At 55.3% G+C, this 25,879-nt stretch carries 24 protein-coding genes and 1 riboswitch; of the genes, 12 read left to right on the top strand and 12 right to left on the bottom strand.

All coding sequences use genetic code 11. The annotated features are described in order from the left end of the window. Window positions 1–5: 5 nt before the first annotated feature. From ftsL to leuO, 7 genes are all read right to left on the bottom strand, one after another. Window positions 6–371, bottom strand: a complete 366-nt coding sequence (ftsL, locus tag CKK19_RS16120) for a cell division protein FtsL (protein ID WP_003856363.1) — start codon at window positions 369–371, stop codon at window positions 6–8. Next, complete coding sequence (gene rsmH, locus CKK19_RS16125) at window positions 368–1,309, bottom strand: 16S rRNA (cytosine(1402)-N(4))-methyltransferase RsmH (protein ID WP_003856366.1); 942 nt, start codon at window positions 1,307–1,309, stop codon at window positions 368–370. Before rsmH ends, ftsL begins: the two co-directional genes overlap by 4 nt. Window positions 1,310–1,311: 2 nt before the next feature. Continuing rightward, window positions 1,312–1,770 (bottom strand): division/cell wall cluster transcriptional repressor MraZ, encoded by a 459-nt coding sequence (gene mraZ, locus CKK19_RS16130; protein WP_014830641.1) that lies wholly within the window; start codon window positions 1,768–1,770, stop codon window positions 1,312–1,314. A 591-nt stretch (window positions 1,771–2,361) separates the two neighbouring features. Further along, the gene (cra, locus tag CKK19_RS16135) at window positions 2,362–3,366 is read right to left on the bottom strand and encodes a catabolite repressor/activator (protein ID WP_003856369.1); all 1,005 of its coding nucleotides are present in this window, start codon (window positions 3,364–3,366) and stop codon (window positions 2,362–2,364) included. A gap of 175 nt (window positions 3,367–3,541) precedes the next feature. Further along, the gene (ilvN, locus tag CKK19_RS16140) at window positions 3,542–4,036 is read right to left on the bottom strand and encodes an acetolactate synthase small subunit (protein ID WP_001252742.1); all 495 of its coding nucleotides are present in this window, start codon (window positions 4,034–4,036) and stop codon (window positions 3,542–3,544) included. A 1-nt stretch (window position 4,037) separates the two neighbouring features. Further along, on the bottom strand, window positions 4,038–5,762 hold the full coding sequence (gene ilvI / locus CKK19_RS16145; protein WP_046619887.1) for an acetolactate synthase 3 large subunit: 1,725 nt from the start codon (window positions 5,760–5,762) through the stop codon (window positions 4,038–4,040). 376 nt (window positions 5,763–6,138) lie between these two features. Further along, on the bottom strand, window positions 6,139–7,083 hold the full coding sequence (leuO, locus tag CKK19_RS16150; RefSeq protein WP_225455186.1) for a transcriptional regulator LeuO: 945 nt from the start codon (window positions 7,081–7,083) through the stop codon (window positions 6,139–6,141). Between the two features lie 627 nt (window positions 7,084–7,710). Between leuO and leuL the strand changes: the two genes are divergently transcribed. From leuL to leuD, 5 genes are all read left to right on the top strand, one after another. After that, on the top strand, window positions 7,711–7,797 hold the full coding sequence (gene leuL / locus CKK19_RS25435; RefSeq protein ID WP_057979999.1) for a leu operon leader peptide: 87 nt from the start codon (window positions 7,711–7,713) through the stop codon (window positions 7,795–7,797). A 91-nt stretch (window positions 7,798–7,888) separates the two neighbouring features. After that, window positions 7,889–9,460: a 2-isopropylmalate synthase gene (gene leuA / locus CKK19_RS16160; RefSeq protein ID WP_022647035.1), complete on the top strand. Its 1,572-nt coding sequence runs from the start codon at window positions 7,889–7,891 to the stop codon at window positions 9,458–9,460. Continuing rightward, entirely contained in the window at window positions 9,460–10,551 is a 1,092-nt protein-coding gene (gene leuB, locus CKK19_RS16165) for a 3-isopropylmalate dehydrogenase (RefSeq protein ID WP_022647034.1), read from the top strand. The genes leuA and leuB overlap by 1 nt, the downstream gene beginning before the upstream one ends. 2 nt (window positions 10,552–10,553) lie before the next feature. Next, window positions 10,554–11,954, top strand: coding sequence for a 3-isopropylmalate dehydratase large subunit (gene leuC, locus CKK19_RS16170; protein WP_063163137.1), 1,401 nt, complete (start codon window positions 10,554–10,556; stop codon window positions 11,952–11,954). 10 nt (window positions 11,955–11,964) lie between these two features. Then, entirely contained in the window at window positions 11,965–12,570 is a 606-nt protein-coding gene (gene leuD / locus CKK19_RS16175; RefSeq protein ID WP_023299315.1) for a 3-isopropylmalate dehydratase small subunit, read from the top strand. A gap of 92 nt (window positions 12,571–12,662) precedes the next feature. Here the strand turns inward: leuD and CKK19_RS16180 are convergent, their stop codons facing one another. From CKK19_RS16180 to sgrT, 3 genes are all read right to left on the bottom strand, one after another. Next, entirely contained in the window at window positions 12,663–12,815 is a 153-nt protein-coding gene (locus tag CKK19_RS16180) for a Hok/Gef family protein (protein WP_010427008.1), read from the bottom strand. Between the two features lie 216 nt (window positions 12,816–13,031). Further along, window positions 13,032–14,210: a sugar efflux transporter gene (locus CKK19_RS16185; protein ID WP_063853338.1), complete on the bottom strand. Its 1,179-nt coding sequence runs from the start codon at window positions 14,208–14,210 to the stop codon at window positions 13,032–13,034. 120 nt (window positions 14,211–14,330) lie between these two features. Beyond that, complete coding sequence (gene sgrT, locus CKK19_RS16190; protein ID WP_003856388.1) at window positions 14,331–14,483, bottom strand: glucose uptake inhibitor SgrT; 153 nt, start codon at window positions 14,481–14,483, stop codon at window positions 14,331–14,333. Window positions 14,484–14,571: 88 nt separating this feature from the next. Between sgrT and sgrR the strand changes: the two genes are divergently transcribed. The 4 genes from sgrR (at window position 14,572) to thiQ (ending at window position 19,650) form a co-directional block, all read left to right on the top strand. Next, entirely contained in the window at window positions 14,572–16,227 is a 1,656-nt protein-coding gene (sgrR, locus tag CKK19_RS16195) for an HTH-type transcriptional regulator SgrR (protein WP_063853337.1), read from the top strand. Window positions 16,228–16,263: 36 nt separating this feature from the next. Further along, window positions 16,264–16,364: riboswitch (TPP riboswitch) on the top strand. Between the two features lie 31 nt (window positions 16,365–16,395). Further along, window positions 16,396–17,379, top strand: a complete 984-nt coding sequence (gene thiB, locus CKK19_RS16200) for a thiamine ABC transporter substrate binding subunit (protein WP_022647029.1) — start codon at window positions 16,396–16,398, stop codon at window positions 17,377–17,379. Further along, entirely contained in the window at window positions 17,355–18,965 is a 1,611-nt protein-coding gene (gene thiP / locus CKK19_RS16205; protein ID WP_063853336.1) for a thiamine/thiamine pyrophosphate ABC transporter permease ThiP, read from the top strand. The genes thiB and thiP overlap by 25 nt, the downstream gene beginning before the upstream one ends. Beyond that, on the top strand, window positions 18,949–19,650 hold the full coding sequence (thiQ, locus tag CKK19_RS16210; RefSeq protein ID WP_063853335.1) for a thiamine ABC transporter ATP-binding protein ThiQ: 702 nt from the start codon (window positions 18,949–18,951) through the stop codon (window positions 19,648–19,650). Before thiP ends, thiQ begins: the two co-directional genes overlap by 17 nt. A gap of 43 nt (window positions 19,651–19,693) precedes the next feature. Here the strand turns inward: thiQ and CKK19_RS16215 are convergent, their stop codons facing one another. Continuing rightward, on the bottom strand, window positions 19,694–20,461 hold the full coding sequence (locus CKK19_RS16215; protein ID WP_017383796.1) for a DedA family protein: 768 nt from the start codon (window positions 20,459–20,461) through the stop codon (window positions 19,694–19,696). A 118-nt stretch (window positions 20,462–20,579) separates the two neighbouring features. Next, entirely contained in the window at window positions 20,580–21,425 is an 846-nt protein-coding gene (gene araC, locus CKK19_RS16220) for an arabinose operon transcriptional regulator AraC (protein WP_022647026.1), read from the bottom strand. A gap of 335 nt (window positions 21,426–21,760) precedes the next feature. Between araC and araB the strand changes: the two genes are divergently transcribed. The 3 genes from araB (at window position 21,761) to araD (ending at window position 25,765) form a co-directional block, all read left to right on the top strand. Then, on the top strand, window positions 21,761–23,470 hold the full coding sequence (gene araB, locus CKK19_RS16225; RefSeq protein ID WP_045622486.1) for a ribulokinase: 1,710 nt from the start codon (window positions 21,761–21,763) through the stop codon (window positions 23,468–23,470). Between the two features lie 10 nt (window positions 23,471–23,480). Continuing rightward, entirely contained in the window at window positions 23,481–24,983 is a 1,503-nt protein-coding gene (araA, locus tag CKK19_RS16230; protein WP_015572656.1) for an L-arabinose isomerase, read from the top strand. An 86-nt stretch (window positions 24,984–25,069) separates the two neighbouring features. After that, complete coding sequence (gene araD, locus CKK19_RS16235; RefSeq protein ID WP_022647024.1) at window positions 25,070–25,765, top strand: L-ribulose-5-phosphate 4-epimerase; 696 nt, start codon at window positions 25,070–25,072, stop codon at window positions 25,763–25,765. Window positions 25,766–25,879: the final 114 nt, after the last annotated feature.

Below are 25,879 nucleotides of genomic sequence, written 5' to 3' on the forward strand. Positions count from 1 at the left end.
TTCCCTTATTTTTGTACTACGATATTTTCCTGCGAAGGATCAACATGCTGTAATTGCAGTTTTTCCGTTGCGATCCGTTCAACCCGGCTGTGATCGCCGAGCGCGTTTTCTTCAAGGATCAGATTTCGCCATTCAATATCCAGCGCATCGCGTTCCAGTACCATCTGTTCGCGCTGCGCAGTTAACAAACGGGTATGGTGAGCGGTGGTTACCACCATGACTGCCGTCACAATGATGCAAATGAACAAGCAGAGTGGCAGCTTCCCAAACCGCAAAAGATCGTCGCCGATCACGCCAGGCAAGGCATGGCGCTCGTTGCTTCCTAACGATCCCTTAACTTTGCTTAGGGTCTCTGTCACTCTGCTGATCATGCGTTCGTCCTCTCTGCAATACGCAGCACTGAACTACGGGCACGTGGATTCTCTGCCACCTCTTCTTCGCCCGGCATCAACTTGCCTAATGCTCGTAACTGACGGCCTCCCAGCTTTCTGAGTTGTTCTTCCGTCATCGGCAGCCCAGCTGGAACCTGCGGACCGCGGCTCTGTTCACGCATAAAGCGCTTAACGATGCGATCTTCCAGCGAATGGAAGCTGATGATGGATAACCGCCCACCCGGGGCCAGCACGTCGAGCGAGCTTTTTAGCGCCAGCTCTATTTCCTCCAGTTCACTGTTTACCCAGATACGAACCGCCTGGAAGGTACGGGTCGCAGGATGTTTGTGCTTGTCCTTCACTGGCGTTGCCGCCGCGATGACTTCTGCCAGCTCTTTGGTACGGGTCATTGGCTCAACGCGGTTGCGCTCCACGATGGCGCGCGCAATACGTTTGCCAAAGCGTTCTTCGCCGAAGGTTTTGATCACCCAGGCAATATCCGCTTCGTCAGCAGTTTGTAACCACTCGGCGGCAGACTGGCCGCGGGTGGGGTCCATACGCATATCCAGCGGACCGTCGCGCATAAAGGAGAAGCCGCGTTCTGCATCATCAAGCTGTGGTGAAGAGACACCAAGATCGAGGAGGATCCCGTCGATTTTGCCGGTCAGGCCGCGCTCGGCGACATAATCCGCAAGCGCAGAGAAAGGTCCATGCACGATGGAAAAGCGAGGGTCATCGATGGTTTGCGCAACGGCAATCGCCTGCGGATCGCGGTCAATTGCCAGCAGGCGCCCTTCCGCTCCAAGCTGAGAGAGGATCAAACGCGAGTGGCCACCGCGACCAAAAGTGCCATCAATATAGATGCCATCTGGACGAATATTCAGGCCGTTAACGGCCTCATCCAGCAGCACCGTTGTATGTTTATAATTTTCCATCATATTTATAGAGACAAGTCCTGCAGCCGTTCCGATAATGTTGCGGAATCAGACTGCTCAGCGTCGATATCTTCCTTGACCTGTTGATACCAGGTCGTTTCGTCCCACAGTTCAAACTTGTTGAACTGCCCGACCAGCATCACTTCTTTAGTCAGACCGGCATGTTGCCGCAACACAGGCGCAATCAATAATCGCCCGGCGCTATCCATCTGACATTCACTGGCATGTCCCAATAACAACCGCTGTACGCGGCGTTCCTGCGGGTTCATGCTCGACAGTCGCGACAGCTTTTGCTCAATGATTTCCCATTCAGGCAAAGGATAAAGCAGCAGGCAGGGGGAGTTGATGTCAATGGTGCAAACCAGTTGACCCGAAGCGTTCTCAATCAGCTGGTCACGGTATCGGGTTGGTACCGATAAACGCCCTTTGCTGTCGAGATTGACTAACGTTGCTCCACGGAACATGCCAGCCTCACCCCTCCTCACCACTTTAACCCACAAATTCCCACCTGAAGGAGTTTACGGAGCGAGGGAAAAGCTTGTCAAGCCAGGACTCTCTCTGTACGGACCCGAAAGCATCCTATTTACAGAGCAAGAGTGACCTGGCTAATAACTAAACAACTGGCGAGGCAAAATTAACGTTATGAATATTTGTAAGAAAAAAACCGAATATGCACACGAGCGTTAAGACTCACTCAATATCATCGCAGGGAAATATAAAGTGTCAGTTTGCGACGCGGGCAGCATTTTAAGGCATATCGCCGGGGGATAACAGCACCAGTTTAATCCCGAGGCAATATGGATTCGTTCGTGTGCATTGAGGCCTGGAGGGAGAGTGAAAAATGGCTGAATATTCATCGGCTGGCGCCTGTTTGTAACAAAACAATACAAAGAAATGTCAGTCAAAAATTTATAATTGTGCTTTTTAACACCAAAATGGATTCAGAAAAATAGCAGGCTATGAATCTTAGAGATAAATCCTAATTTTTATCCGGGAATTATTTATCGCAATAAATTCGCCGCAAAAGGGGCAGTTATACCGCCCCTGTGGAAATATTAATGGCGGCTCAAAATTCCGCGCCGATAGAGATTACGTTTGATACGCGTAAGCCCGGGTTTCGGCTTGCGGGGTTCATCCAGGCTTGCCAGAACAATCTCCAGCACGCGCTCGGCGACGTCGCGGTGACGCTGAGCCACGGCCAGCACTGGACATTGCAGGAAGTCGAGCAGTTCGTTATCACCGAAGGTAGCAATCGCCAGATCGGATGGCAGCTTGCCATCGCGACGTAACGTCACGTCCATCACTCCCTGCAACAGAGCAAACGAGGTGGTAAACAACGCCTGCGGCATCGGGTGCGTTTCCAGCCATTTCTCGAACAGCTGGGCAGCCGCTTCGCGCTCATAACTGTTGGCATAGAGATAATGAACGTCACGCGGATCGTCTTTCCATGCCGTACGGAACCCTTGTTCACGCAGGAAGCTTACCGAAAGTTCAGGCAAAGCGCCAAGATACAGCACCGTTTCAGCCGGGAAGGTACGCAGCTCGGCAGCCAGCATTTCTGCATCGTCCTGATCGGCACCCACGACGCTGGTGAAATGTTCACGATCGAGCGCACGATCCAGCGCCACTATCGGGAACGGATCGTTCGCCCAGCGCTGATAGAACGGATGCTCGGGTGGTAAAGAGGTCGACACGATGATGGCATCAACCTGACGTTGCAGCAGATGCTCAATGCAGCGCATCTCGTTGTCGGGCTGATCCTCGGAGCAGGCAATCAACAGCTGATAGCCCCGCTGACGAGCCTGACGTTCCAGATAGTTGGCGATGCGGGTATAGCTGGTGTTTTCCAGGTCCGGGATCACCAGGCCAATAGAGCGGGTGCGCCCGGCACGTAAACCTGCGGCGACAGCATTCGGATGGTAATTATGCTCACGAACGACTGCCATCACTTTCTCAACGGTCTTATCGCTGACACGATACTGCTTTGCTTTACCGTTAATCACATAGCTGGCCGTGGTTCTCGACACGCCGGCGAGCCGGGCGATTTCATCCAGTTTCACAATTGCCCCTCAAAAAAAGAAAAGAGTCCATGGCCCTGTCAAGGTTATGGTTAAATATTTTAACATCTAAACGCAGAATAGCCTTCACGGCAACCGCTTTTGTCTGCGTTGTCGGCGGATTACGCAAAAAAAGCCCGGCTTGGGCTACCGGGCTGAAAGAGGCGAACCTATTGCGCTACTCACGCATGATTTTATCGCCGCGCGAGAGGCCAACAACGCCAGAGCGCGCAACTTCAACAATTTTTGCCACATCCCTGACAGAGGCCAGGAAAGCGTCCAGCTTATCGCTCGTTCCGGCAAGCTGGACAGTATATATAGAAGGCGTGACGTCAATAATCTGCCCACGGAAAATATCCGTGTTGCGCTTGACCTCTTCACGGCCGTAACCGCTGGCCTGAATTTTCACCAGCATCACTTCACGTTCGACGTAAGCACCCTGCCCCAGCTCGCTGACGCGCAGTACGTCCACCAGCTTGTGCAATTGCTTTTCGATCTGCTCAAGCACTTTCGCATCGCCGACAGTCTGGATCGTCATGCGCGAGAGCGTAGGGTCATCGGTCGGTGCCACGGTCAGGCTTTCAATGTTATAGCCGCGCTGGGCAAAGAGCCCAATAACCCGCGACAGTGCGCCCGACTCATTTTCCAGTAATACAGATAATATCCGGCGCATATCAGGTTCTCTCCGTTTTGCTTAACCACATTTCATCCATACCACCGCCACGAATATGCATCGGATAAACGTGCTCTGTGCCATCGACGATAACGTCCATGAAGACGAGGCGATTGTTTTTAACATGCTCAAGCGCTTCGCCGAGCTTCGCTTCCAGCTCTGACGGATCGGTTACCCGCATGCCAATATGACCATAGGCTTCAGCCAGACGGACAAAGTCCGGAAGTGATTTCATATAGGACTGGGAGTGACGGCCCGAATAAATCATATCCTGCCACTGTTTTACCATGCCGAGGTAACCGTTATTCAGGTTCAGCACCAGCACTGGCAGTTCATATTGCAGCGCAGTGGAAAGTTCCTGAATATTCATCTGTATACTGCCGTCACCCGTTACGCAAATAACCGTTTCGTTTGGCAACGCCAGCTTTACCCCCAGCGCGGCGGGCAAACCAAAGCCCATCGTGCCGAGCCCGCCTGAGTTGATCCAGCGACGCGGTTTATCAAACGGGTAATACAGCGCAGCAAACATCTGATGCTGGCCCACGTCAGAAGTGACATACGCATCGCCATTAGTCAGACGCCAGATCGTCTCGATCACCGCCTGCGGTTTGATGTTCTCACTTTGCGTGTCGTATTTAAGGCACTGACGGCCACGCCATTGCTCGATTTGTTGCCACCAGTCGCGGATCTCGTCCAGCGGTTGAGAGGCGGTCTCCTGCGCCAGCAGATCCAACATTTGATCCAGCACCTGTCGTGCGTCTCCCACGATCGGCACATCCGCCGGCACCGTTTTAGAGATAGAAGTAGGATCGATATCAATGTGCAGCACCGTCGCATTCGGGCAGTATTTCGCCAGGTTGTTCGTGGTGCGATCGTCAAAACGCACGCCGACGGCAAAAATCACGTCAGAATTGTGCATCGTCATATTGGCTTCGTAGGTGCCGTGCATACCCAGCATGCCCAGCGCCTGCCGATGCGTGGCAGGGAATGCCCCCAGCCCCATCAGTGATGACGCAACAGGAAGATTGAGCTTCTCGATCAGTTCGCGTAGTTGCGTTTCGCAGGCTGCATTGACGGCGCCGCCCCCCACATAGACCACCGGTTTTTTCGCAGACAGCAGCGTTTGCAGCGCACGTTTAATCTGTCCTTTGTGCCCTTGCGTGGTCGGATTATACGAACGCATGCTCACCGACTCAGGCCAAAGGTAAGGCAGTTTATTCGCCGGATTGAGAATATCTTTTGGCAGATCGACAACCACTGGCCCAGGACGACCGCTGGCGGCCAGCCAGAAGGCTTTTTTCAGTACGCCCGGGATATCTTCAGTTTGTTTAACCAGAAAGCTGTGCTTCACCACGGGGCGTGAGATCCCCACCATGTCGCACTCCTGAAACGCATCATAGCCAATCAGCGACGTCGCCACCTGTCCGGAAAGAATGACCAGTGGAATAGAGTCCATATACGCAGTCGCTATGCCGGTAATGGCATTGGTCGCCCCCGGCCCGGAAGTGACCAGCACAACACCCACTTCGCCCGTGGCGCGGGCCAGGCCGTCAGCCATATGCACAGCAGCCTGTTCATGACGAACCAGAACATGATCAATACCGCCTACCGTGTGCAGCGCGTCATAAATATCGAGAACCGCGCCTCCGGGATAGCCGAACACTTGTTTCACGCCCTGATCGATAAGCGATCGGACGACCATTTCCGCGCCAGACAACATCTCCATGCTTTGCCTCCAGGCTTTTGTTATAGACGGTCTACAGAATTCATTTCCGCGCCGTCTTCTGACAGGGTAAACCCATCTTATAATGTGCAGAGTGATGGATACCTTAACCGCTCGTTATGAGGCAGGCAATTAGCAAACGGGATGCGGGAATGAGCAATAAAAGCAGAAAAAACAGCTGACAGACATGAATATGGTGAATTCGTCTGGTATGAGTGGAGACAATAATAATTCATCTCTTAAAAAGAGGATGGATCAGGAAATCATCTATTTTTGAGCATGCATAAGTAACTGAAAAAATGAACACAGAACATAATATCGCCAGTTTTAAAAACCGCAGAATAAACCGCATGACGTCATGCGGTTTATTCACCAGAACCTAGCGACGGCAAATATTGATCAGCAGCTCTTCCATCCACTGATGCCCTTTATCCCGACCCGCAGCCTCATGCCAGGAAAGATAACAGGTACGGCTATTAAGCTTGAGCGGCAGAGGTAAAATTTGCAGATTCAGTGAATCGGAGAACTCTTCAGCAAGCCAGCGCGGCGCAATAGCGACTAACTGCGTCTGAGAAACGACATTTAATACACTGACCATGGCCATTCCCTGATAAGCCACGCTGGCTTGTTTATCGGCGGTGTCATACCACGGTTGACTGAATGAGGCATATCTGTCAAGAGCAACAACGGCGTATTGCTCACTGTAAACATCGCTTTCACGCAGCGGCGAATTCATACGGGGATGTTTTTTACTGGCGACTAACACCATTTCGTCTTTGAACAACGGAACACAGGCAAACTCTGGACGGCGGAACTCTTCGTATCCCAGAACAAACTCTGTTTCCTGATAACGAAGCTGGTGTTCAGTGTTTTGATTTAATGATGATTTAAAAACGAGATGAATATTTGGGGCGATCTGTTCAACTTTATTATATATAACAGACGTCAAATAATTATCTAACGGACTGCAAACACAGAGATGGAAAACCCGCTCACTGCTTAAGGGTTCAAAGCCCGAACCGGGAAGTTCATTTTGAACCAGCTGTAGCGCCTGACGAATCGAACCGAATAGCTGGAATGCACGCGCTGTGGGCTGAATCCCCCTCCCATAACGAACGAATAACTCGTCGTTAAACATCACCTTAAGTCTGGCTACGGCATTACTCACGGCAGGCTGAGACATTCCCAGAGATTGCGCTGCTCGCGTAATATTCTGCTCCTGCATCACTGCATCGAATACAGTTAACAAGTTAAGATCCACTGTGCGTAACTGAGGCTTAACCCCATCATAAGTCTGTGGTTGGTTAATATTATTTTCTGGCATTTCTGACTCCACCGTCACGCTAAATTCCCTTTGCCCAGGTACAGTAATAACTTCGAAAAATATGATTTACCATGCATATACAACAAGCGAAAGGAAATTATTTAAAATTCGGAATATATAAAGAGCCCCATTCACCGAGCGGCTTTACGCACCCCATAAATGAAGAGTTAAAAATCGTTCAAAAGATATCTCAAACTTTATTGTGAGCATGAAACCATAAACCAGACAAATACACAATCAACGCTCTCATTAATAATGACTTAAGCGTTATTAAACTATTAATAGTATACAACGCATATTCATTAACAAATTGATATCAATTTTGATAACTTACTTACCCGTAAATCATTCATGAAGTCTATAAATCAATGATATGAAACACATTCCATTTCATAGCATGTTGGTGAAAATAGTATGTTCAATTGCTACCAATTATATTCAAATTATTCCAGAGATGAATCCCCAGTCCAATAATAGACAATAAAATCGGTTAGCCACGCAAAAACCAGCACAATTAGCTAATGTATTCTCCCTGCGTTGGGTCCTGGTTTTGTCTGGGAGGGGTTGACATGAGTCGGCGTATCCAGTACCACTAAATGCATATCGCATTCACCTGGAGCAGGATTCATGATTCGCACCCTTCGTTTCACCGGTCTACTACTACTAAACGCATCCACTGTGCGCGGTAGACTGGCGGGCGAAATTCAGCGTTGAATCGTCTTCAGTAAAACTAAAAACCCGCGCCACTGCGCGGGTTTTTTTATGCTCGTAGCAAGGCGCCCTAAGACTGACAAGGACCTAACCCATGAGCCAGCAAGTCGTTATTTTCGATACTACTTTACGTGACGGTGAACAGGCATTACAGGCGAGCCTGAGTGTTAAAGAAAAACTGCAAATTGCGCTGGCCCTGGAACGCATGGGTGTAGACGTAATGGAGGTCGGTTTTCCTGTCTCCTCGCCGGGTGATTTTGAGTCAGTGCAGACCATCGCCCGCACCATCAAAAACAGCCGCGTGTGCGCTCTGGCTCGCTGCGTTGAGAAAGATATCGATGTGGCCGCGGAATCCCTGAAAGTTGCAGAAGCTTTCCGTATCCATACTTTTATTGCCACCTCCCCCATGCACATTGCAACCAAGTTGCGCAGCACGCTGGATGAAGTGATCGAACGTGCGGTGTATATGGTTAAACGGGCGCGTAACTACACTGACGACGTGGAATTTTCCTGTGAAGATGCAGGCCGCACGCCGATTGACGATTTGGCCCGTGTAGTGGAAGCCGCTATTAATGCCGGAGCCAGAACCATCAACATCCCGGATACCGTCGGCTACACCATGCCGTTTGAGTTTGCCAACATCATTACTGGTCTGTATGACCGCGTACCAAATATTGATAAAGCCATTATCTCTGTACACACCCACGATGACCTGGGTCTGGCCGTTGGCAATGCTATCGCGGCGGTGCACGCCGGCGCGCGTCAGGTAGAAGGCGCGATGAACGGCATCGGCGAACGCGCAGGCAACTGTTCGCTGGAAGAAGTGATCATGGCGATCAAAGTGCGCAAAGACATCATGGACGTGCACACACGCATCAATCACAACGAAATCTGGCGCACCAGCCAGACCGTCAGCCAGATTTGCAACATGCCGATCCCGGCCAACAAAGCGATTGTCGGTACGGGCGCGTTCGCTCACTCTTCCGGTATTCACCAGGATGGCGTGCTGAAGAACCGTGAAAACTACGAAATCATGACTCCGGAATCCATCGGTCTGAACCAGGTTCAGTTGAACCTGACCTCACGCTCTGGTCGCGCGGCAGTGAAGCACCGTATGGAAGAGATGGGCTACAAGGACAGCGATTACAACATGGATCAGCTGTACGACGCCTTCCTGAAGCTGGCGGACAAGAAGGGCCAGGTGTTTGATTACGATCTGGAAGCGCTGGCATTCATCAACAAACAGCAGGAAGAGCCAGAGCACTTCCGTCTGGACTACTTCAACGTCCAGTCCGGCTCAAGCGACATCGCCACCGCCTCCGTGAAGCTGGCCTGCGGGGATGAAATTAAAGCGGAAGCCGCCAACGGCAACGGCCCTGTGGATGCCATTTACCAGGCGATTAACCGCGTCACTGAGTACGACGTAGAGCTGGTGAAATACGACCTGACGGCTAAAGGGCACGGTAAAGACGCCCTGGGTCAGGTGGATATCGTCGTCAATTATAACGGTCGCCGCTTCCACGGTGTGGGTCTGGCGACAGATATCGTCGAATCCTCCGCGAAAGCGATGGTGCATGTCCTGAACAACATCTGGCGCGCCGCCGAAGTCGAAAAAGAGTTGCAACGCAAAGCTCAGAATAAAGAGAACAACAAGGAAACCGTGTGATGTCGAAGAATTACCATATTGCTGTGTTGCCGGGTGACGGTATTGGCCCGGAAGTGATGGCACAGGCGCTGAAAGTACTGGAAGCCGTTCGTTCGCGTTTTGCGATGAAAATTACCACCAGCCACTACGATGTGGGCGGTATTGCGATTGATAACCACGGTACGCCATTGCCGAAAGCCACTGTGGAAGGCTGTGAAAATGCCGATGCCGTGCTGTTTGGCTCCGTGGGCGGCCCTAAGTGGGAACATTTGCCGCCAGCAGAGCAGCCGGAGCGCGGTGCGCTGCTGCCGCTGCGTAAACATTTCAAACTGTTCAGCAACCTGCGTCCGGCGAAGCTGTACCCGGGGCTGGAAGAGTTCTGCCCGCTGCGCGCGGATATCGCGGCCAACGGTTTCGACATTCTCTGCGTGCGTGAGCTGACCGGCGGCATCTACTTCGGTCAGCCAAAAGGTCGCGAAGGCAGCGGTCAGCATGAGAAAGCGTTTGATACCGAGGTCTATCACCGTTTTGAAATTGAACGTATCGCCCATATCGCGTTTGAGTCAGCGCGCAAACGCCGCCGTAAAGTGACCTCGATTGATAAAGCGAACGTGCTCCAGTCTTCCATTTTGTGGCGCGAAATCGTCAGTGAAGTCGCTAAGCAGTACCCGGACGTTGCGCTGTCGCATATGTATATCGACAACGCAACGATGCAGCTGATCAAAGATCCGTCTCAGTTTGACGTGTTGCTGTGCTCCAACCTGTTCGGCGATATTCTCTCGGATGAATGCGCCATGATCACTGGCTCCATGGGCATGCTGCCCTCGGCCAGCCTGAACGAAGAAGGCTTTGGCCTGTACGAACCGGCGGGGGGCTCCGCGCCGGATATCGCAGGCAAAAACATCGCCAACCCGATTGCGCAGATCCTCTCCCTGGCTCTGCTGCTGCGCTACAGCCTGGATGCAGGCGATGCAGCAACCGCAATTGAAAACGCCATTAACCGGGCGTTAGAAGAAGGCGTCCGTACCGGTGATTTAGCACGCGGCACGGCGGCAGTCAGTACCGATGAAATGGGCGACATCATTGCCCGCTATGTCGCTGAAGGGGTGTAATCATGGCTAAGACGTTATATGAGAAGTTGTTTGATGCGCACGTTGTTTACGAGACGCCAGACGAAACCCCACTGTTGTACATCGACCGTCATCTGGTACACGAAGTGACGTCTCCTCAGGCATTTGACGGCCTGCGTGCGCACAAGCGCCCGGTGCGTCAGCCGGGTAAAACCTTTGCCACGATGGATCACAACGTTTCCACCCAGACCAAAGACATTAATGCATCTGGCGAGATGGCGCGTATCCAGATGCAGGAGCTGATTAAGAACTGTAACGAGTTTGGCGTGGAGCTGTACGATCTGAACCACCCCTATCAGGGCATCGTCCACGTAATGGGGCCTGAACAGGGTATTACTCTGCCGGGCATGACCATTGTCTGCGGCGACTCCCACACCGCGACGCACGGCGCATTTGGCGCCCTGGCGTTCGGGATTGGCACCTCTGAAGTGGAACACGTTCTGGCGACGCAGACCCTGAAGCAGGGCCGCGCCAAAACCATGAAGATTGAAGTGAAGGGGAAAGCCGCGCCGGGTATCACCGCGAAAGATATCGTGCTGGCGATTATCGGCAAAACCGGCAGTGCAGGCGGTACCGGTCACGTCGTTGAGTTCTGCGGCGACGCTATTCAGGCGCTGAGCATGGAAGGTCGTATGACCCTGTGCAACATGGCCATTGAGATGGGTGCCAAAGCAGGCCTGGTGGCCCCAGACGACACCACCTTCAACTATGTGAAGGGGCGTCTTCATGCGCCGAAAGGACAGGATTTTGACGACGCGGTTGCGTACTGGAAAACCCTGAAAACGGACGAGGGGGCAATTTTTGATACCGTTGTGACGTTGCAGGCGGAAGAGATCGCCCCGCAAGTCACCTGGGGCACCAACCCGGGCCAGGTCATTTCCGTCAACGACTGCATTCCTGACCCGGCTTCCTTCGCCGATCCGGTCGAGCGCGCGAGTGCGGAAAAGGCGCTGGCCTATATGGGGCTGAAACCCGGCGTACCGCTGACCGACGTGAGCATTGATAAAGTGTTCATCGGCTCCTGCACTAACTCCCGTATCGAAGATTTACGCGCTGCGGCAGAAATTGCAAAAGGCCGCAAAGTGGCACCGGGCGTGCAGGCGCTGGTTGTGCCGGGCTCCGGTCCGGTGAAAGCCCAGGCGGAAGCGGAAGGTCTGGATAAGATCTTTATCGAAGCAGGCTTCGAGTGGCGCCTGCCCGGCTGCTCCATGTGTCTGGCGATGAACAACGACCGCCTGAATCCGGGCGAGCGCTGTGCCTCCACCAGCAACCGTAACTTTGAAGGCCGTCAGGGCCGCGGTGGGCGCACCCACCTGGTCAGCCCGGCAATGGCCGCCGCTGCGGCAGTCACCGGTCATTTCGCCGATATTCGCAGCCTGAAATAAGGAGACAATCATGGCAGAGAAATTTACCCAACATACGGGCCGTGTTGTCCCGCTGGACGCCGCTAACGTCGATACTGACGCGATCATTCCTAAACAGTTTTTGCAGAAAGTGACGCGCACGGGTTTTGGGGCGCATCTGTTCAACGACTGGCGCTTCCTCGACGATAAAGGCGAAGTGCCTAACCCAGAATTCGTCCTGAACTTTCAGGAATACAAAGGCGCCTCCATTTTGCTGGCGCGGGAAAACTTTGGCTGCGGATCGTCGCGTGAACACGCGCCATGGGCGCTGACCGACTACGGTTTTAAAGTGGTTATCGCCCCAAGCTTCGCGGATATCTTCTACGGCAACAGCTTCAACAACCAGCTGCTGCCGGTGACGCTGAGTGACGAACAGGTCGATGAACTGTTTGCGCTGGTGCAGGCAAATCCGGGGATGTCGTTTGAAGTGGATCTGGAAGCAGAAGTGGTGAAAGCCGGTGACAAGACCTACAGCTTTAGCATTGATGCGTTCCGTCGCCACTGCATGCTGAACGGTCTGGATAGCATTGGCCTGACGCTGCAACACGAAGAGGCTATCTCCACCTACGAGAAAAAACAGCCTGCGTTTATGGGCTAAAGGCAATGGCCCGCAGGACGCGGGCCATTGATAAGGGTGCGTTGAGGCGTAACCACTCTGGAGAGGCGGGGAAACTTTCCCCGCCAATACCGCTAACGTTTTGCTTCGTAAGCCAACACTGCCGCCAGCTCTGTTTTCTCCTGTCTGAAGTGCAGCTCACACAGCGAGTCACGCACCATCCAGGTGAAGATCAACAACGTCGTACAGATCAGAAACAAACCTAACAGCAGAGTACGTTTTGGCATTCCAGCCTCCTTATTGCTTTTCGGCAATGAAGAGACTAACCTCGCAATGTTGGTTGTGAAGTTTGTCTCCCCATCAGTTTTTTGATGTGGGACTCTCCACTGTTTGCCTCTTGCGAAAGCCTGAGGCAAACAGCCTCAAGCACCCGTCACGCACTCTATGCGCCTTCTCTGCTCCTGTCAGAAAATCGTTTCATTTCGTGAAGCCGCCTTCCAGAATCAAACGTCTTTAACCCGGAACGTTAATACAAGCGTGATGACCGAAATCGCTGCGATCACCCAGTACACGGATGCATGTCCATAGCTTTGCGACAGCGCCCCCTGAATCACCCCTGCCAGAATCACGCCGGTAGAGATACTGTTTGTAAACAGCGTGGTCGCGGAGCCTGCTCGCCCCGGCATTAAATCCTGGAACCAGAGCATGCCGATCCCGGCAACGATTCCGATAAATACCGCGTTAAATAGCTGTAACGCCAGCAAAGCTTCACGCGAATGGAAAAGGATTAACCCCGCGTAGAACACTACCCCAGCCGCCACGGCGACGACCATCATCCGACGCTTTCCGAAACGTTTTACGTAGTAACCCGCCAGAATCATCGCCGGGATCTCCAGCCCGGCAGCGGTGCCCATCAGGATCCCCGCGAGCTTGTCGGGCAGTCCCAGATCGCTGCTGATCCACAGCGGCATATCGATAATGTACATGGTGTTGCAGGTCCACATCAGCGTGGAGGCGATATACAACATGCGGACGTTTTTATCCTGCCAGCCGCTTACCTGGGTGATGGGCTTGTCCGTCACCTGCTCTACGCGCGCCACCGATGGCAGCACAAAGGCTATCAGCGCCAGGCTGATGGCAAAAATTCCCGCGGCGATGGTGAACATGACGGTGAAACCGTAGTTCAGCGCCAGCATGAACGCCAGCGGGGGGCCGATGACCCATGCGAGAGAGAGCTGCGCACGCATCACCGAGCTGAACATCACCACTTCCCGCGCCGAGTTGTCGGCGTACTCCCGGGCCAGGGCGAAGAGCTGCGGCATGGCGGTGTTCGCCAGAGAGGCCAACAGCACGCCACAGGTGATAAGCGTCAGGTAGTGACGATTAAAGGCAAACAGCAACGCGTTGCCCACGGCCATGGCGCAACAAAAGAGGATCAGCTTGCGGCGATCGCCCTGGCTGTCGGATCGTTTCGCCAGCCACAGGCTGACGAGGATCCCGGCAATGGCGTTGACGGTGTAGAACAGGCCTACCCAAAATGGCTGCGCCCCAACCTCACGGCTGAGAAACAGGCTCAGCGTCGGCGCCTGTAGCGCACCGGCCACGCCCATCATGAAGGCCACCAGCATAAAAGCGGCGTACACGCCGTTCAGGCGTCGCCCCATCGTCATCAACCAGAGCATGCGCAAGTCCTTATGAAAGCGAATCGAAATTGGGTGAAATAGTAAACGAAAAAAGCCAGCAAAAACATTTTGCTGGCGGGTGATTAGCACCAATACTCAGTCACACATGATCGAGGCGAGTTAGCGAGAAGAGGTCGGTTTCGTAACGTCCCACTGCATCAGATCTTCCAGTATTCTCAGCCGCTGCTCTGCGCACTGGCGGGCCAGCCAGGACACTCCCTTTGTCGCTGAAAAATAGTGCTGATAAAACTGACGTGCGGTAGACCTCTTCATAATTTACCTCCTCGCTTCATCGATAAGGATTATTGGCTTAATATAGGGATTAATAAATTGCTGATTTTTTGTCAGGAGTTCCTCTTTTATGCCTTCTGGTCGTCTGCAACAACAATTTATCCGCCTCTGGCAGTGCTGCGAGGGGCAATCGCAGGAGACCACGCTGAACGAGCTGGCTGAGCTCCTCAACTGCTCCCGGCGTCATATGCGTACCCTCATTAACACCATGCAGCAGCAGGGCTGGCTAAACTGGGAGGCCGAAGCCGGACGCGGTAAGCGCTCGCGCCTGACTTTCCTCTATACCGGCCTGGCGTTGCAGCAACAGCGGGCGGAGGATCTGCTGGAGCAAGACCGCATCGATCAGCTGGTCCAGCTGGTGGGCGACAAAGCCGCCGTGCGCCAGATGCTGGTCTCGCATCTGGGACGCAGCTTTCGTCAGGGACGCCACATTCTGCGAGTGCTTTACTATCGCCCAATGAAAAATCTGTTGCCCGGTACGGCGTTACGTCGCTCTGAAACCCACATGGCCCGGCAGATTTTTAGCGGTCTGACGCGGATAAATGAGGAAAACGGGGAACTGGAAGCGGATATTGCCCATCACTGGCAACAGGTGTCTCCGTTGCACTGGCGCTTCTTTTTACGTCCCGGCATTCATTTCCACCATGGACGCGAGCTGGAGATGCGCGACGTTATCGATTCCTTAGAGCGCGCCCGCACGCTGCCGCTCTATTCGCATATCGCGCGGATCCACTCCCCCACGGCCTGGACCCTGGATATTGAGCTATCGCATCCGGACAAATGGCTTCCGTGGCTTCTGGGCTACGTGCCCTCGATGATCCTGCCTGCCGAGTGGCGATCCCTGAACAATTTTTCCAGCCAGCCGATTGGTACGGGCCCCTACTCCGTTTCACGGAACAACAGTAATCAGCTGAAGATCCGCGCCTTTGATGATTACTTTGGCTATAGGGCGCTGATCGACGAAGTCAACGTCTGGGTACTACCGGATCTCAACGAAGAGCTGAGCGCAGGCCTGACGCTGGAAGGGCCAACAGCCGGTGAAAAGGCGTTCGAAAGCCGCCTGGAGGAGGGCTGCTACTACCTGCTCTTCGATAGCCGCAGCCATCGCGGGGCGAATCACGACGTACGCAGGTGGATCAGCCATGTTCTGGCGCCCGCTAACCTGATTTATCACGCAGAGGAGCAATACCAGACCTGGTGGTTCCCGGCCTATGGCCTGCTTCCGCGCTGGCACCATGCGCAGCCAGTACGCAGTGAAAAACCTGCCGGACTGGAGACCATCACCCTCAGCTACTATCGCGATCACATTGAGCACCGGTTTATCGCAAGGATCATGAGTAAGCTGCTGGCAGCCGAGGGCGTGACGCTGGCGATACAGGAAGTGGACTATGATGAATGGCACCGTGGAGATGTTATCAGCGATATCTGGCTCAACAGTGCGAACTTCACGCTGCCGCTTGATTTTTCGCTCTTCTCTCACCTTTATGAAGTGCCCCTGATTCAGCACTGTATTAATCGGGACTGGCAGCGAGACGCCGCACGGTGGCGGGCAGGAGAAATGGATCTGGCCGCCTGGTGTCAGGAGCTGCTGGCCGGGCAGACGATCGTACCGTTGATTCACCACTGGCTGCTGATCCAGGGTCAGCGCAGCATGCGCGGCCTGCGAATGAATACCCTGGGCTGGTTTGATTTTAAATCCGCGTGGTTTGCGCCGCCGGAGCCATAACGCTTTCGTAATATTCACCAAATCATTACAATAGCGCCGTTCTCAACGGGGTGCTGCATCACTGATGTGCGCTGAGATAATACCCGTCGAACCTGATCCGGATAACGCCGGCGAAGGGATTTGAGGCTGTCTCTCAAAATCCTTTGCCACTCAACCCTGAGGTGCAAAGTGTTAAAAAACGTTCTTCCTCTGCTGGCGCTGTTTGCGCTGCCTGTTTTTGCTAAGCCTGTCCTGACGGTCTACACCTACGACTCCTTCTCCGCCGACTGGGGCCCCGGCCCGGCGGTGAAAAAAGCCTTTGAAGCCGACTGCAACTGCGAACTGAAATTCGTGGCACTGGAAGATGGTGTCTCTCTGCTTAACCGGCTGCGTATGGAAGGCAAAAACAGCAAAGCCGACGTGGTGCTCGGGCTGGATAACAACCTGCTGCAAGCCGCCACTCAAACCAGACTGTTCGCCAAAAGCGGCGTGGCGGCAGATGCTGTCAACGTGCCGGGCGGCTGGAAAAACGACACCTTCGTTCCCTTTGATTACGGTTACTTTGCGTTTGTCTACGATAAAAACAAGCTGAAGAATCCGCCCAAAAGCCTGAAAGAGCTGGTCGAAAGCGATCAGAAGTGGCGCGTGATTTATGAAGATCCGCGCACCAGCACGCCGGGTCTGGGGCTGCTGTTGTGGATGCAGAAAGTCTATGGCGACAAAACGCCTGAGGCGTGGCAGAAACTGGCTGCGAAAACCGTTACCGTCACCAAAGGCTGGAGCGAAGCCTACGGCCTGTTCCTGAAAGGCGAAAGCGACCTTGTGCTGAGCTACACGACTTCTCCGGCCTACCACATTATCGCCGAGAAGAAAGACAACTACGCTGCCGCGAACTTTGCTGAAGGGCATTATTTGCAGGTGGAAGTGGCCGCCCGCACCGCCGCGAGCAAACAGCCGGAGCTCGCCGAGAAATTCCTGAAGTTTATGGTTTCACCGGCATTCCAGAATGCTATTCCGACAGGAAACTGGATGTACCCGGTCACTGATGTTGCGCTGCCGGCAGGTTTTGAGCAGCTGAACAAACCGCAAACCTCCCTGGAATTTACGCCGCAGCAGGTTGCCACCCAGCGCGCCGCATGGATAAGTGAATGGCAACGCGCCGTCAGCCGCTGATCCCCGGCTGGTTAGTTCCCGGGCTGCTCGCCGCTATACTGATGGTGGTCGTCAGCCTGGGTGCATTCCTTGCGCTGTGGTTTAACGCGCCAGAGAGCGATCTGCTTGCCCTCTGGCACGACAGCTATCTCTGGCACGTCATCCGTTTCTCCTTCTGGCAGGCGTTTCTTTCCGCGCTGCTGTCGACGCTCCCGGCCATTTTCCTCGCGCGCGCCCTCTATCGCAGACGTTTCCCCGGCAGGCTTGCCCTGCTGCGGCTGTGCGCGATGACGCTGATCCTGCCCGTGCTGGTGGCGGTGTTCGGCATTCTGAGCGTCTATGGTCGGCAGGGATGGCTGGCATTCCTTTTCAACCTGCTTGGTCTGGAATGGACCTTCTCGCCATACGGCCTGAAAGGCATTCTGCTGGCGCATATTTTTTTCAATATGCCGATGGCCACGCGCCTCTTTTTACAGGCGCTGGAAAACATTCCCGGTGAGCAGCGTCAGATTGCCGCCCAGCTTGGCATGCGCGGCTGGTCGTTCTTCCGCTTTGTCGAATGGCCGTGGCTGCGACGCCAGATTGCCCCGGTTGCCGCGCTAATCTTTATGCTCTGCTTTGCCAGCTTCGCGACCGTACTTTCTCTCGGCGGCGGGCCGCAGGCCACCACCATTGAGCTGGCGATCTATCAGGCTTTAAGTTACGACTACGATCCGGGCCGCGCCGCGCTGCTGGCGATCGTGCAGATGGTATGCTGTCTGGCACTGGTGTTACTCAGCCAGAGGCTAAGCAAAACGATCCCCACAGGAAGCAATAACATGACGGGCTGGCGCGATCCGCAGGACAGCCTGTATAGCCGCGTCGCGGATTTTATGCTGATCGCACTGGCACTCCTGCTTTTGCTGCCCCCGCTGCTGGCCGTTATCGTTGATGGACTGAATCGCAATGTGTTGTCGGTACTGCAACAACCTGTCCTGTGGCAAGCGACGTGGACCTCCTTGCGCATTGCGCTGGCAGCCGGGCTACTGTGCGTGATGCTGACCATGATGCTGCTCTGGAGCAGCCGCGAGCTGTACGCGCGTCATGCCCGTAAAGCCGGACACGCGCTGGAACTGACGGGTATGCTGATCCTGGCGATGCCGGGCATTGTGCTGGCGACCGGATTCTTTTTACTGTTCAACAGCACCATCGGCCTGCCGGAAAGCGCCGACGGCATCGTCATTTTTACCAACGCACTGATGGCCATCCCTTACGCGCTCAAGGTACTGGAAAACCCGATGCGCGACGTCAACAGCCGCTACAGCTTGCTGTGTCAGTCGCTGGGCATGCAGGGCTGGCAGCGTCTGAAGGTGGTAGAATTGCGCGCACTGAAACGTCCGCTCGCCCAGGCGCTGGCGTTTGCCTGCGTGCTGTCGATTGGCGATTTTGGCGTAGTGGCGCTCTTCGGCAACGAGGATTTCCGCACGCTGCCGTTCTGGCTTTATCAGCAAATTGGCTCCTATCGTAGCCAGGACGGCGCCGTCACGGCGCTGCTCCTGTTGCTGCTGTGCTTTGCGTTATTTACCGTTATCGAAAAACTTCCGGGGCGTGATGTTAAAACTGACTGATGTAACCTGGCTTTATGAGCACCTGCCAATGCGTTTTACCCTCTCCGTTCGTCAGGGAGAGCGAATCGCAGTGCTTGGCCCAAGCGGTGCCGGGAAAAGCACCTTGCTCAATTTGATCGCCGGTTTTCTGCAACCTGCCAGCGGGTCGATCGTCATTGATAACGGCGAGTTTTCCTACGCTCCGCCGGCTAAGCGCCCGGTGTCGATGCTGTTTCAGGAAAACAATCTGTTCAATCATCTTACGGTCTGGCAGAACATCGCGCTGGGTATGGATCCGGGGTTAAAGCTCAGTGCTGCGCAGCGTCAGACGCTTGAGGCGATCGCCGAACAAATGGGCCTGTCTGCGTTTATCAACAGGCTTCCGGGGGAGCTTTCCGGCGGCCAGCGCCAGCGCGTGGCGCTGGCACGCTGTCTGGTGCGCGAGCAGCCGCTGCTGCTGCTCGACGAACCCTTTTCGGCGCTCGACCCGGCCCTGCGCCAGGAGATGCTCTCGCTGGTTGAGGAGGTGTGCGAGCGCGAGCAACTGACGATGCTGATGGTTTCGCACAGCATTGAAGATGCCGCACGCATCGCGCCGCGATCGGTGGTGATCGCAGAGGGACGTATTTTGTGGGATGGAGAAACAGAAGAACTTCTGAGTGGTAACGCAGGGGCATCTTCATTGTTGGGCATTCGTGCGGTCTGATGCCCTCACCCTGGCCCTCTCCCACGGGGAGAGGGAAAACACCTTAACGGCTCACCACCTTCAACAGGATCTCTCCGTACACCGGCATCAGCGGGTGGCGGATCAGCGCCACCAGCGCTACCACCGCCACGCCGAGCGTAAGTGGGGCCAGCCAGAGCAGGCGCGTGCGTGGGAGATAGCGGGTCAGGCGATCGACGCTCGCTTTCGCGCTGCGCCACAGGCGCCAGCAGAGCCAAACCGCCAGCCACAGCAGCACCGCCGTACCCAGCAGCAGCCATTTAAACTCACCGCTTTGCATACCGTCAGGAATATCAATCGCCGCGCCCGCCAGGATACCCGGCAGGAAGTAGAACGGCGGCCAGAAGACGCAGCCGATGATATTCGGCACCACAAACTTCGCGACGGGCAGATCCAGCATCCCGGCCACCATCGGCACCAGTGGACGCGTTGGCCCAACGAAGCGCCCCACGAGGATGGTGAACATGCTGTGCTGGTGCAGCGCATGCTCGGTTTTATCCAGCAGCGCTTTGTTTTTTTTCATGAACGACCAGCGGTGTAGCGGCTTCTTAAAGCGCCAGCCCAGCCAGAAGGAGATCCAGTCCCCCAGCAAACAGCCGATAATACCGGCCATCCACGCCTGCCAGAAATTGACCTCACCGCTGCCGATAAGCGCCCCAAGCCCCGCCATCATCACGGTGCCGGGCAGGATCAGCCCGACCAGCGCCAGCGACTCCAGAAACGCCACCAGCGCCACTGCGATGAGCGAATACATAACGGACTGGGTAATAAAATGTTCCAGCAATGCCTGCATAACTATTCCGGTCAGAAAACGAATCAGCGATTCTGCTTAGCGCCCTGCACCGCGTCAAGGCATCAATTGTCTGAATAGTTTACAAGATGCGCCTGAAGTTCACCTGAATGTTTACCGATTATTCACATCCCGCACGGAATTCGCTCGGGCTGGCACCGGTGCACTTCTTAAACACGCGAGAGAAATAGAGCTGATCTTCAAAGCCGACGTTACGCCCGACGGTGGCGATAGGCATTCGGGTGGTGCTGAGCAGCAGTTTCGCCTGGCTGATGCGCTGATCCTCGCGCCAGCTGAGTACGCTCACGCCAAGCTGCTGGCGGAACAGATGCGACAGCCGTGACGGCGACAGGCACACATGCTGGGCGACGCTGGCAATATCAAACTGGCTGTCGGCAAGGTGGTCGCTGATGTACTGGCAGGCGTCGCGGACGCGGTTGTCCAGCGGCGGATTAAGCGACTCGTTGATGGCCTCCATGCGGCGCAGCAGCACCTGTTCAAGCAGGTTGATGGCCAGCAGTTCGGCGTAGCGCCCTCCCGCCTGCCCTGCCTCAATAATCTGTGCAAACAGCTCACGGAACTGCGCCAGATGCGCCTCATCCGGGCGATATAAACCGGTATGGGCGAAAATGGCCGGCCACGAGAGCCACTCCTGCCAGTAAGCGCGCGGACGGAAATAGACCCACTGGTGATACCACTCTTTGGCATCCGGGTGGCGTCCGTAGTGGTGGATCTCCCCCGGCGGGAACAGCAGCATATCACCAGGGCGGCAGATAAACTGCCGATCGCCGTTTTTAATCACCCCTTCCCCGCGAACGGTCAGGTTCAGAATATACCCTTTCATTCCGAGCGGTCGATCGACGTAGAAATCGAGATACCCCTCGGCCTCAATGGGCGTCAGCCCCGCCACCAGATGGGCGTTAAATGAGTATCCCGGCAGCAGGGGATCGTTTTGCGGTTCGGCCATAGATTCAGTTCTCCCAAGGGTCCTGAAGGAAACCAATTGTCCATATCGATAAAAGCAGTATAAAAATGGCCCGCGAAAAGATCCAAAAAGCATCACGCCTCTTTTACGTCCGCCATGTTTCAGCCTTTTTCCCTGATTTCTCCGCCAGCACGGGCGGTTAAGCAGTAACAAAAGTGTCTATAAGTACGGCAGAAATGTCCACATTGAATATTTGCACGGCGTCACACTTTCAATCGTAACAGCAATTTAGTCCATAAGATTAGCGGATCCTGCCTGACGATCTTTGTCCCCAGTCTCTAATGTTCTTCCATACCTGTTTTGGATGGAGCAACACCATGGCAATTGCAATTGGCCTCGATTTTGGCAGCGACTCAGTTCGCGCGCTGGCAGTGGACTGTACGACTGGCCGGGAGATAGCAACCAGCGTTGAGTGGTATCCGCGCTGGCAAGAGGGGCGCTACTGCGATGCGCCGAACAACCAGTTCCGTCACCACCCGCGCGATTACATTGAATCAATGGAAGCGGCGATCAAAACCGTGCTGGCGGAGCTGACGGACGCCCAGCGGGCCGACGTCGTGGGGATTGGCGTCGACAGTACCGGTTCAACGCCGGCCCCGGTTGATGCAGAAGGCCGCGTACTGGCGCTTCGCCCGGAGTTTGCCGATAACCCGAACGCCATGTTTGTGCTGTGGAAAGACCATACCGCCGTGGAAGAGGCGGAAGCCATCACCCGCTTATGCCACCAGCCGGGCAAAACCGACTACTCGCGCTACATCGGCGGGATCTACTCCAGCGAATGGTTCTGGGCAAAAATCCTGCACGTTACCCGCGCGGACGCGTCGGTCGCACAGGCAGCGGCGTCATGGATTGAGCTGTGCGACTGGGTTCCCGCCCTGCTTTCCGGCACCACTCGCCCGCAGGCTATTCGCCGTGGCCGTTGCAGCGCCGGGCATAAATCGCTGTGGCATGAAAGCTGGGGTGGTCTGCCTCCGGCAGCGTTCTTCGATGAACTCGACCCGATCATCAACAAAAACCTGACATACCCGCTGTTTACCGACACCTTCACCGCCGATATTCCGGTCGGCATGCTCTGCGAGGAGTGGGCGAAACGCCTCGGTCTGCCGCAAAACGTGACCATTTCCGGCGGCGCGTTCGACTGCCATATGGGCGCCGTGGGCGCGGGTGCGCAGCCTAACACGCTGGTGAAAGTGATTGGCACCTCCACCTGCGACATTCTGACGGCGGATAAAACGACCGTTGGCGACCGCGCGGTGAAGGGTATCTGCGGTCAGGTTGACGGCAGCGTGGTGCCTGATTTTATCGGCCTCGAAGCGGGTCAGTCCGCGTTTGGCGATATCTACGCCTGGTTTGGCCGGGTGCTCGGCTGGCCGCTGGATCAGCTGGCGGCCGCGCATCCTGAACTGAAAACCCAGATTACCGCGAGCAAAAAACAGCTCCTGCCGCAGCTCACCGAAGCCTGGGCAAAAAATCCGTCTCTCGATCACCTGCCGGTGGTGCTGGACTGGTTCAACGGCCGTCGTACGCCGTTTGCCAACCAGCGTCTGAAAGGGGTGATTACCGATCTCAACCTGGCGACCGACGCGCCCGCGCTGTTTGGCGGCCTGATCGCCGCCACCGCGTTCGGCGCGCGCGCCATCATGGAGTGCTTCACCGGGCAGGGCATTGACGTGAACAACGTGATGGCTTTGGGCGGTATCGCCCGTAAAAACCCGGTGATCATGCAGGCCTGCTGCGACGTGCTCAACCGTCCGCTGCAAATTGTGGCCTCCGATCAGTGCTGTGCGCTGGGCGCAGCGATTTTCGCTGCCGTGGCCGCAGGCGTCCATGCGGATATCCCGACCGCGCAACAGCATATGGCGAGCGCCGTCGAAAGTACGCTTCAGCCGCAGGCTCAGCAGGCACAACGCTTTGAACAGCTTTATCAGCGCTACCAGCAATGGGCAAAAAGCGCCGAACTTCACTATCTCCCTGTCGCCGCCCCGGCCAAAAGTACCGCGGACACTACGGCAACCCTGACACATTAAGGACACGATAATGACCATTTTTAATAATTATGAAGTGTGGTTTGTGATTGGCAGCCAGCATTTATACGGACCGGAAGCGTTGCAGCAGGTGACGAAACACGCGGAGCACGTTGTGAATGCGCTGAACGCGGAAGCCAAACTGCCGTGCAAACTGGTGCTGAAGCCGCTGGGTACTACGCCGGACGAAATCACTAACATCTGCCGCGATGCCAATTACGATGACAAATGCGCTGGCCTGGTGGTGTGGCTGCACACCTTCTCGCCAGCCAAAATGTGGATCAACGGCCTGGCTATCCTCAACAAACCGCTGCTGCAATTCCACACTCAGTTCAACGCCTCCCTGCCGTGGGACAGCATCGACATGGACTTCATGAACCTGAACCAGACCGCGCACGGCGGTCGCGAGTTCGGCTTCATCGGCGCACGTATGCGTCAACAACATGCCGTGGTGACCGGCCACTGGCAGGACGGCCAGGCACAAAAACGCATTGGCTCATGGATGCGTCAGGCGGTCTCTAAGCAGGATACCCGTCACCTTAAAGTGGTGCGTTTCGGCGACAACATGCGTGAAGTTGCCGTAACCGACGGTGATAAAGTGGCCGCGCAGATCAAGTTCGGCTTCTCCGTAAATACCTGGGCGGTGGGCGACCTGGTGCAGGTGGTGAATGACATCAGCGATGGCGACGTGAACGCGCTGGTGGACGAGTACGAAAGCAGCTACCGCCTGACGCCTGCGGCACAGGTCAACGGTGACAAGCGCCAGAACGTGCTGGATGCCGCACGCATTGAACTGGGCATGAAGCGCTTCCTGGAACAGGGCGGCTTCCATGCCTTCACCACCACCTTTGAAGATCTCCACGGCCTGAAACAGCTCCCGGGTCTGGCGGTACAACGTCTGATGCAGCAGGGCTACGGTTTTGCGGGCGAAGGCGACTGGAAAACTGCCGCTCTGCTTCGCATCATGAAGGTGATGTCAACCGGTCTGCAGGGCGGCACCTCTTTTATGGAAGACTACACCTACCACTTCGAGAACGGCAACGATCTGGTGCTCGGCTCGCACATGCTGGAAGTGTGTCCCTCTATCGCCGTCGAAGAGAAACCGATCCTCGATGTGCAGTACCTCGGCATTGGCGGCAAAGCGGATCCGGCCCGTCTGATCTTCAACACCCGTACCGGCCCGGCCATTAACGCCAGCCTGATCGACCTCGGCGACCGTTTCCGCCTGCTGGTGAACTGCGTCGATGCTGTGGAAACTCCGCATTCTCTGCCGAAACTGCCGGTCGCGAACGCCCTGTGGAAAGCGCAACCTGACCTGCCAACCGCGTCGGAAGCCTGGATCCTGGCCGGCGGCGCGCACCACACCGTCTTCAGTCACGCGCTTGACCTGAACGATATGCGTCAGTTTGCCGAGCTGCACGACATCGAACTGACCGTGATTGATAACGACACCCGTCTGCCAGCCTTTAAAGACGCGCTGCGCTGGAACGAAGTCTATTACGGTTCAAAACGCTAAGCCCTGAATGCCCGGTGGCATTTCGTTTACCGGGCCTACGGTTCTGTAGGCCGGATAAGCGAAGCGCCATCCGGCAGGAGACGACAATGTTAGAAGATCTCAAACGTCAGGTACTCGAAGCCAACCTGGCGCTGCCAAAACATAACCTGGTGACCCTGACTTGGGGCAACGTCAGCGCCGTTGACCGGGAAAAAGGCGTGTTCGTGATCAAGCCTTCGGGCGTGGATTACACGGTGATGACCGCGGAAGATATGGTGGTGGTCAGCATCGAAACGGGTGAAGTGGTTGAAGGCGATAAAAAGCCCTCCTCCGATACGCCCACTCACCGCCTGCTGTATCAGGCCTTCCCGACCATCGGTGGGATTGTGCATACCCATTCGCGTCACGCGACCATCTGGGCGCAGGCGGGCCAGCCAATTCCGGCCACCGGCACCACCCACGCGGACTACTTTTACGGCACCATTCCCTGCACGCGTCTGATGACCGATGCGGAGATCGGCGGTGAGTACGAATGGGAAACCGGGAACGTGATCGTCGAAACCTTCGAAAAACAGGGTATCGACGCGGCGCAAATGCCCGGCGTGCTGGTGCACTCCCACGGCCCGTTTGCCTGGGGTAAAAACGCGGAGGACGCGGTGCACAACGCGATCGTGCTGGAGGAAGTCGCCTACATGGGGATCTTCTGCCGCCAGCTGGCACCGCAGTTGCCGGATATGCAGCAAACCCTGCTCGATAAGCATTATCTGCGCAAGCACGGCGCGAAGGCGTACTACGGGCAGTAAAACATTGTCCGGTGGCGCTGCGCTTATCGGGCCTACGGATCCTGTTGGCCGGATAAGCGTAGCGCCATCCGGCAAAACAGGCACTGTATAAAACCCCAGCAAACACCCCTCAAC

It is taken from the genome of Enterobacter sp. CCUG 70166 (genome assembly GCF_020224095.1).
Taxonomy (GTDB): domain Bacteria; phylum Pseudomonadota; class Gammaproteobacteria; order Enterobacterales; family Enterobacteriaceae; genus Enterobacter; species Enterobacter intestinihominis.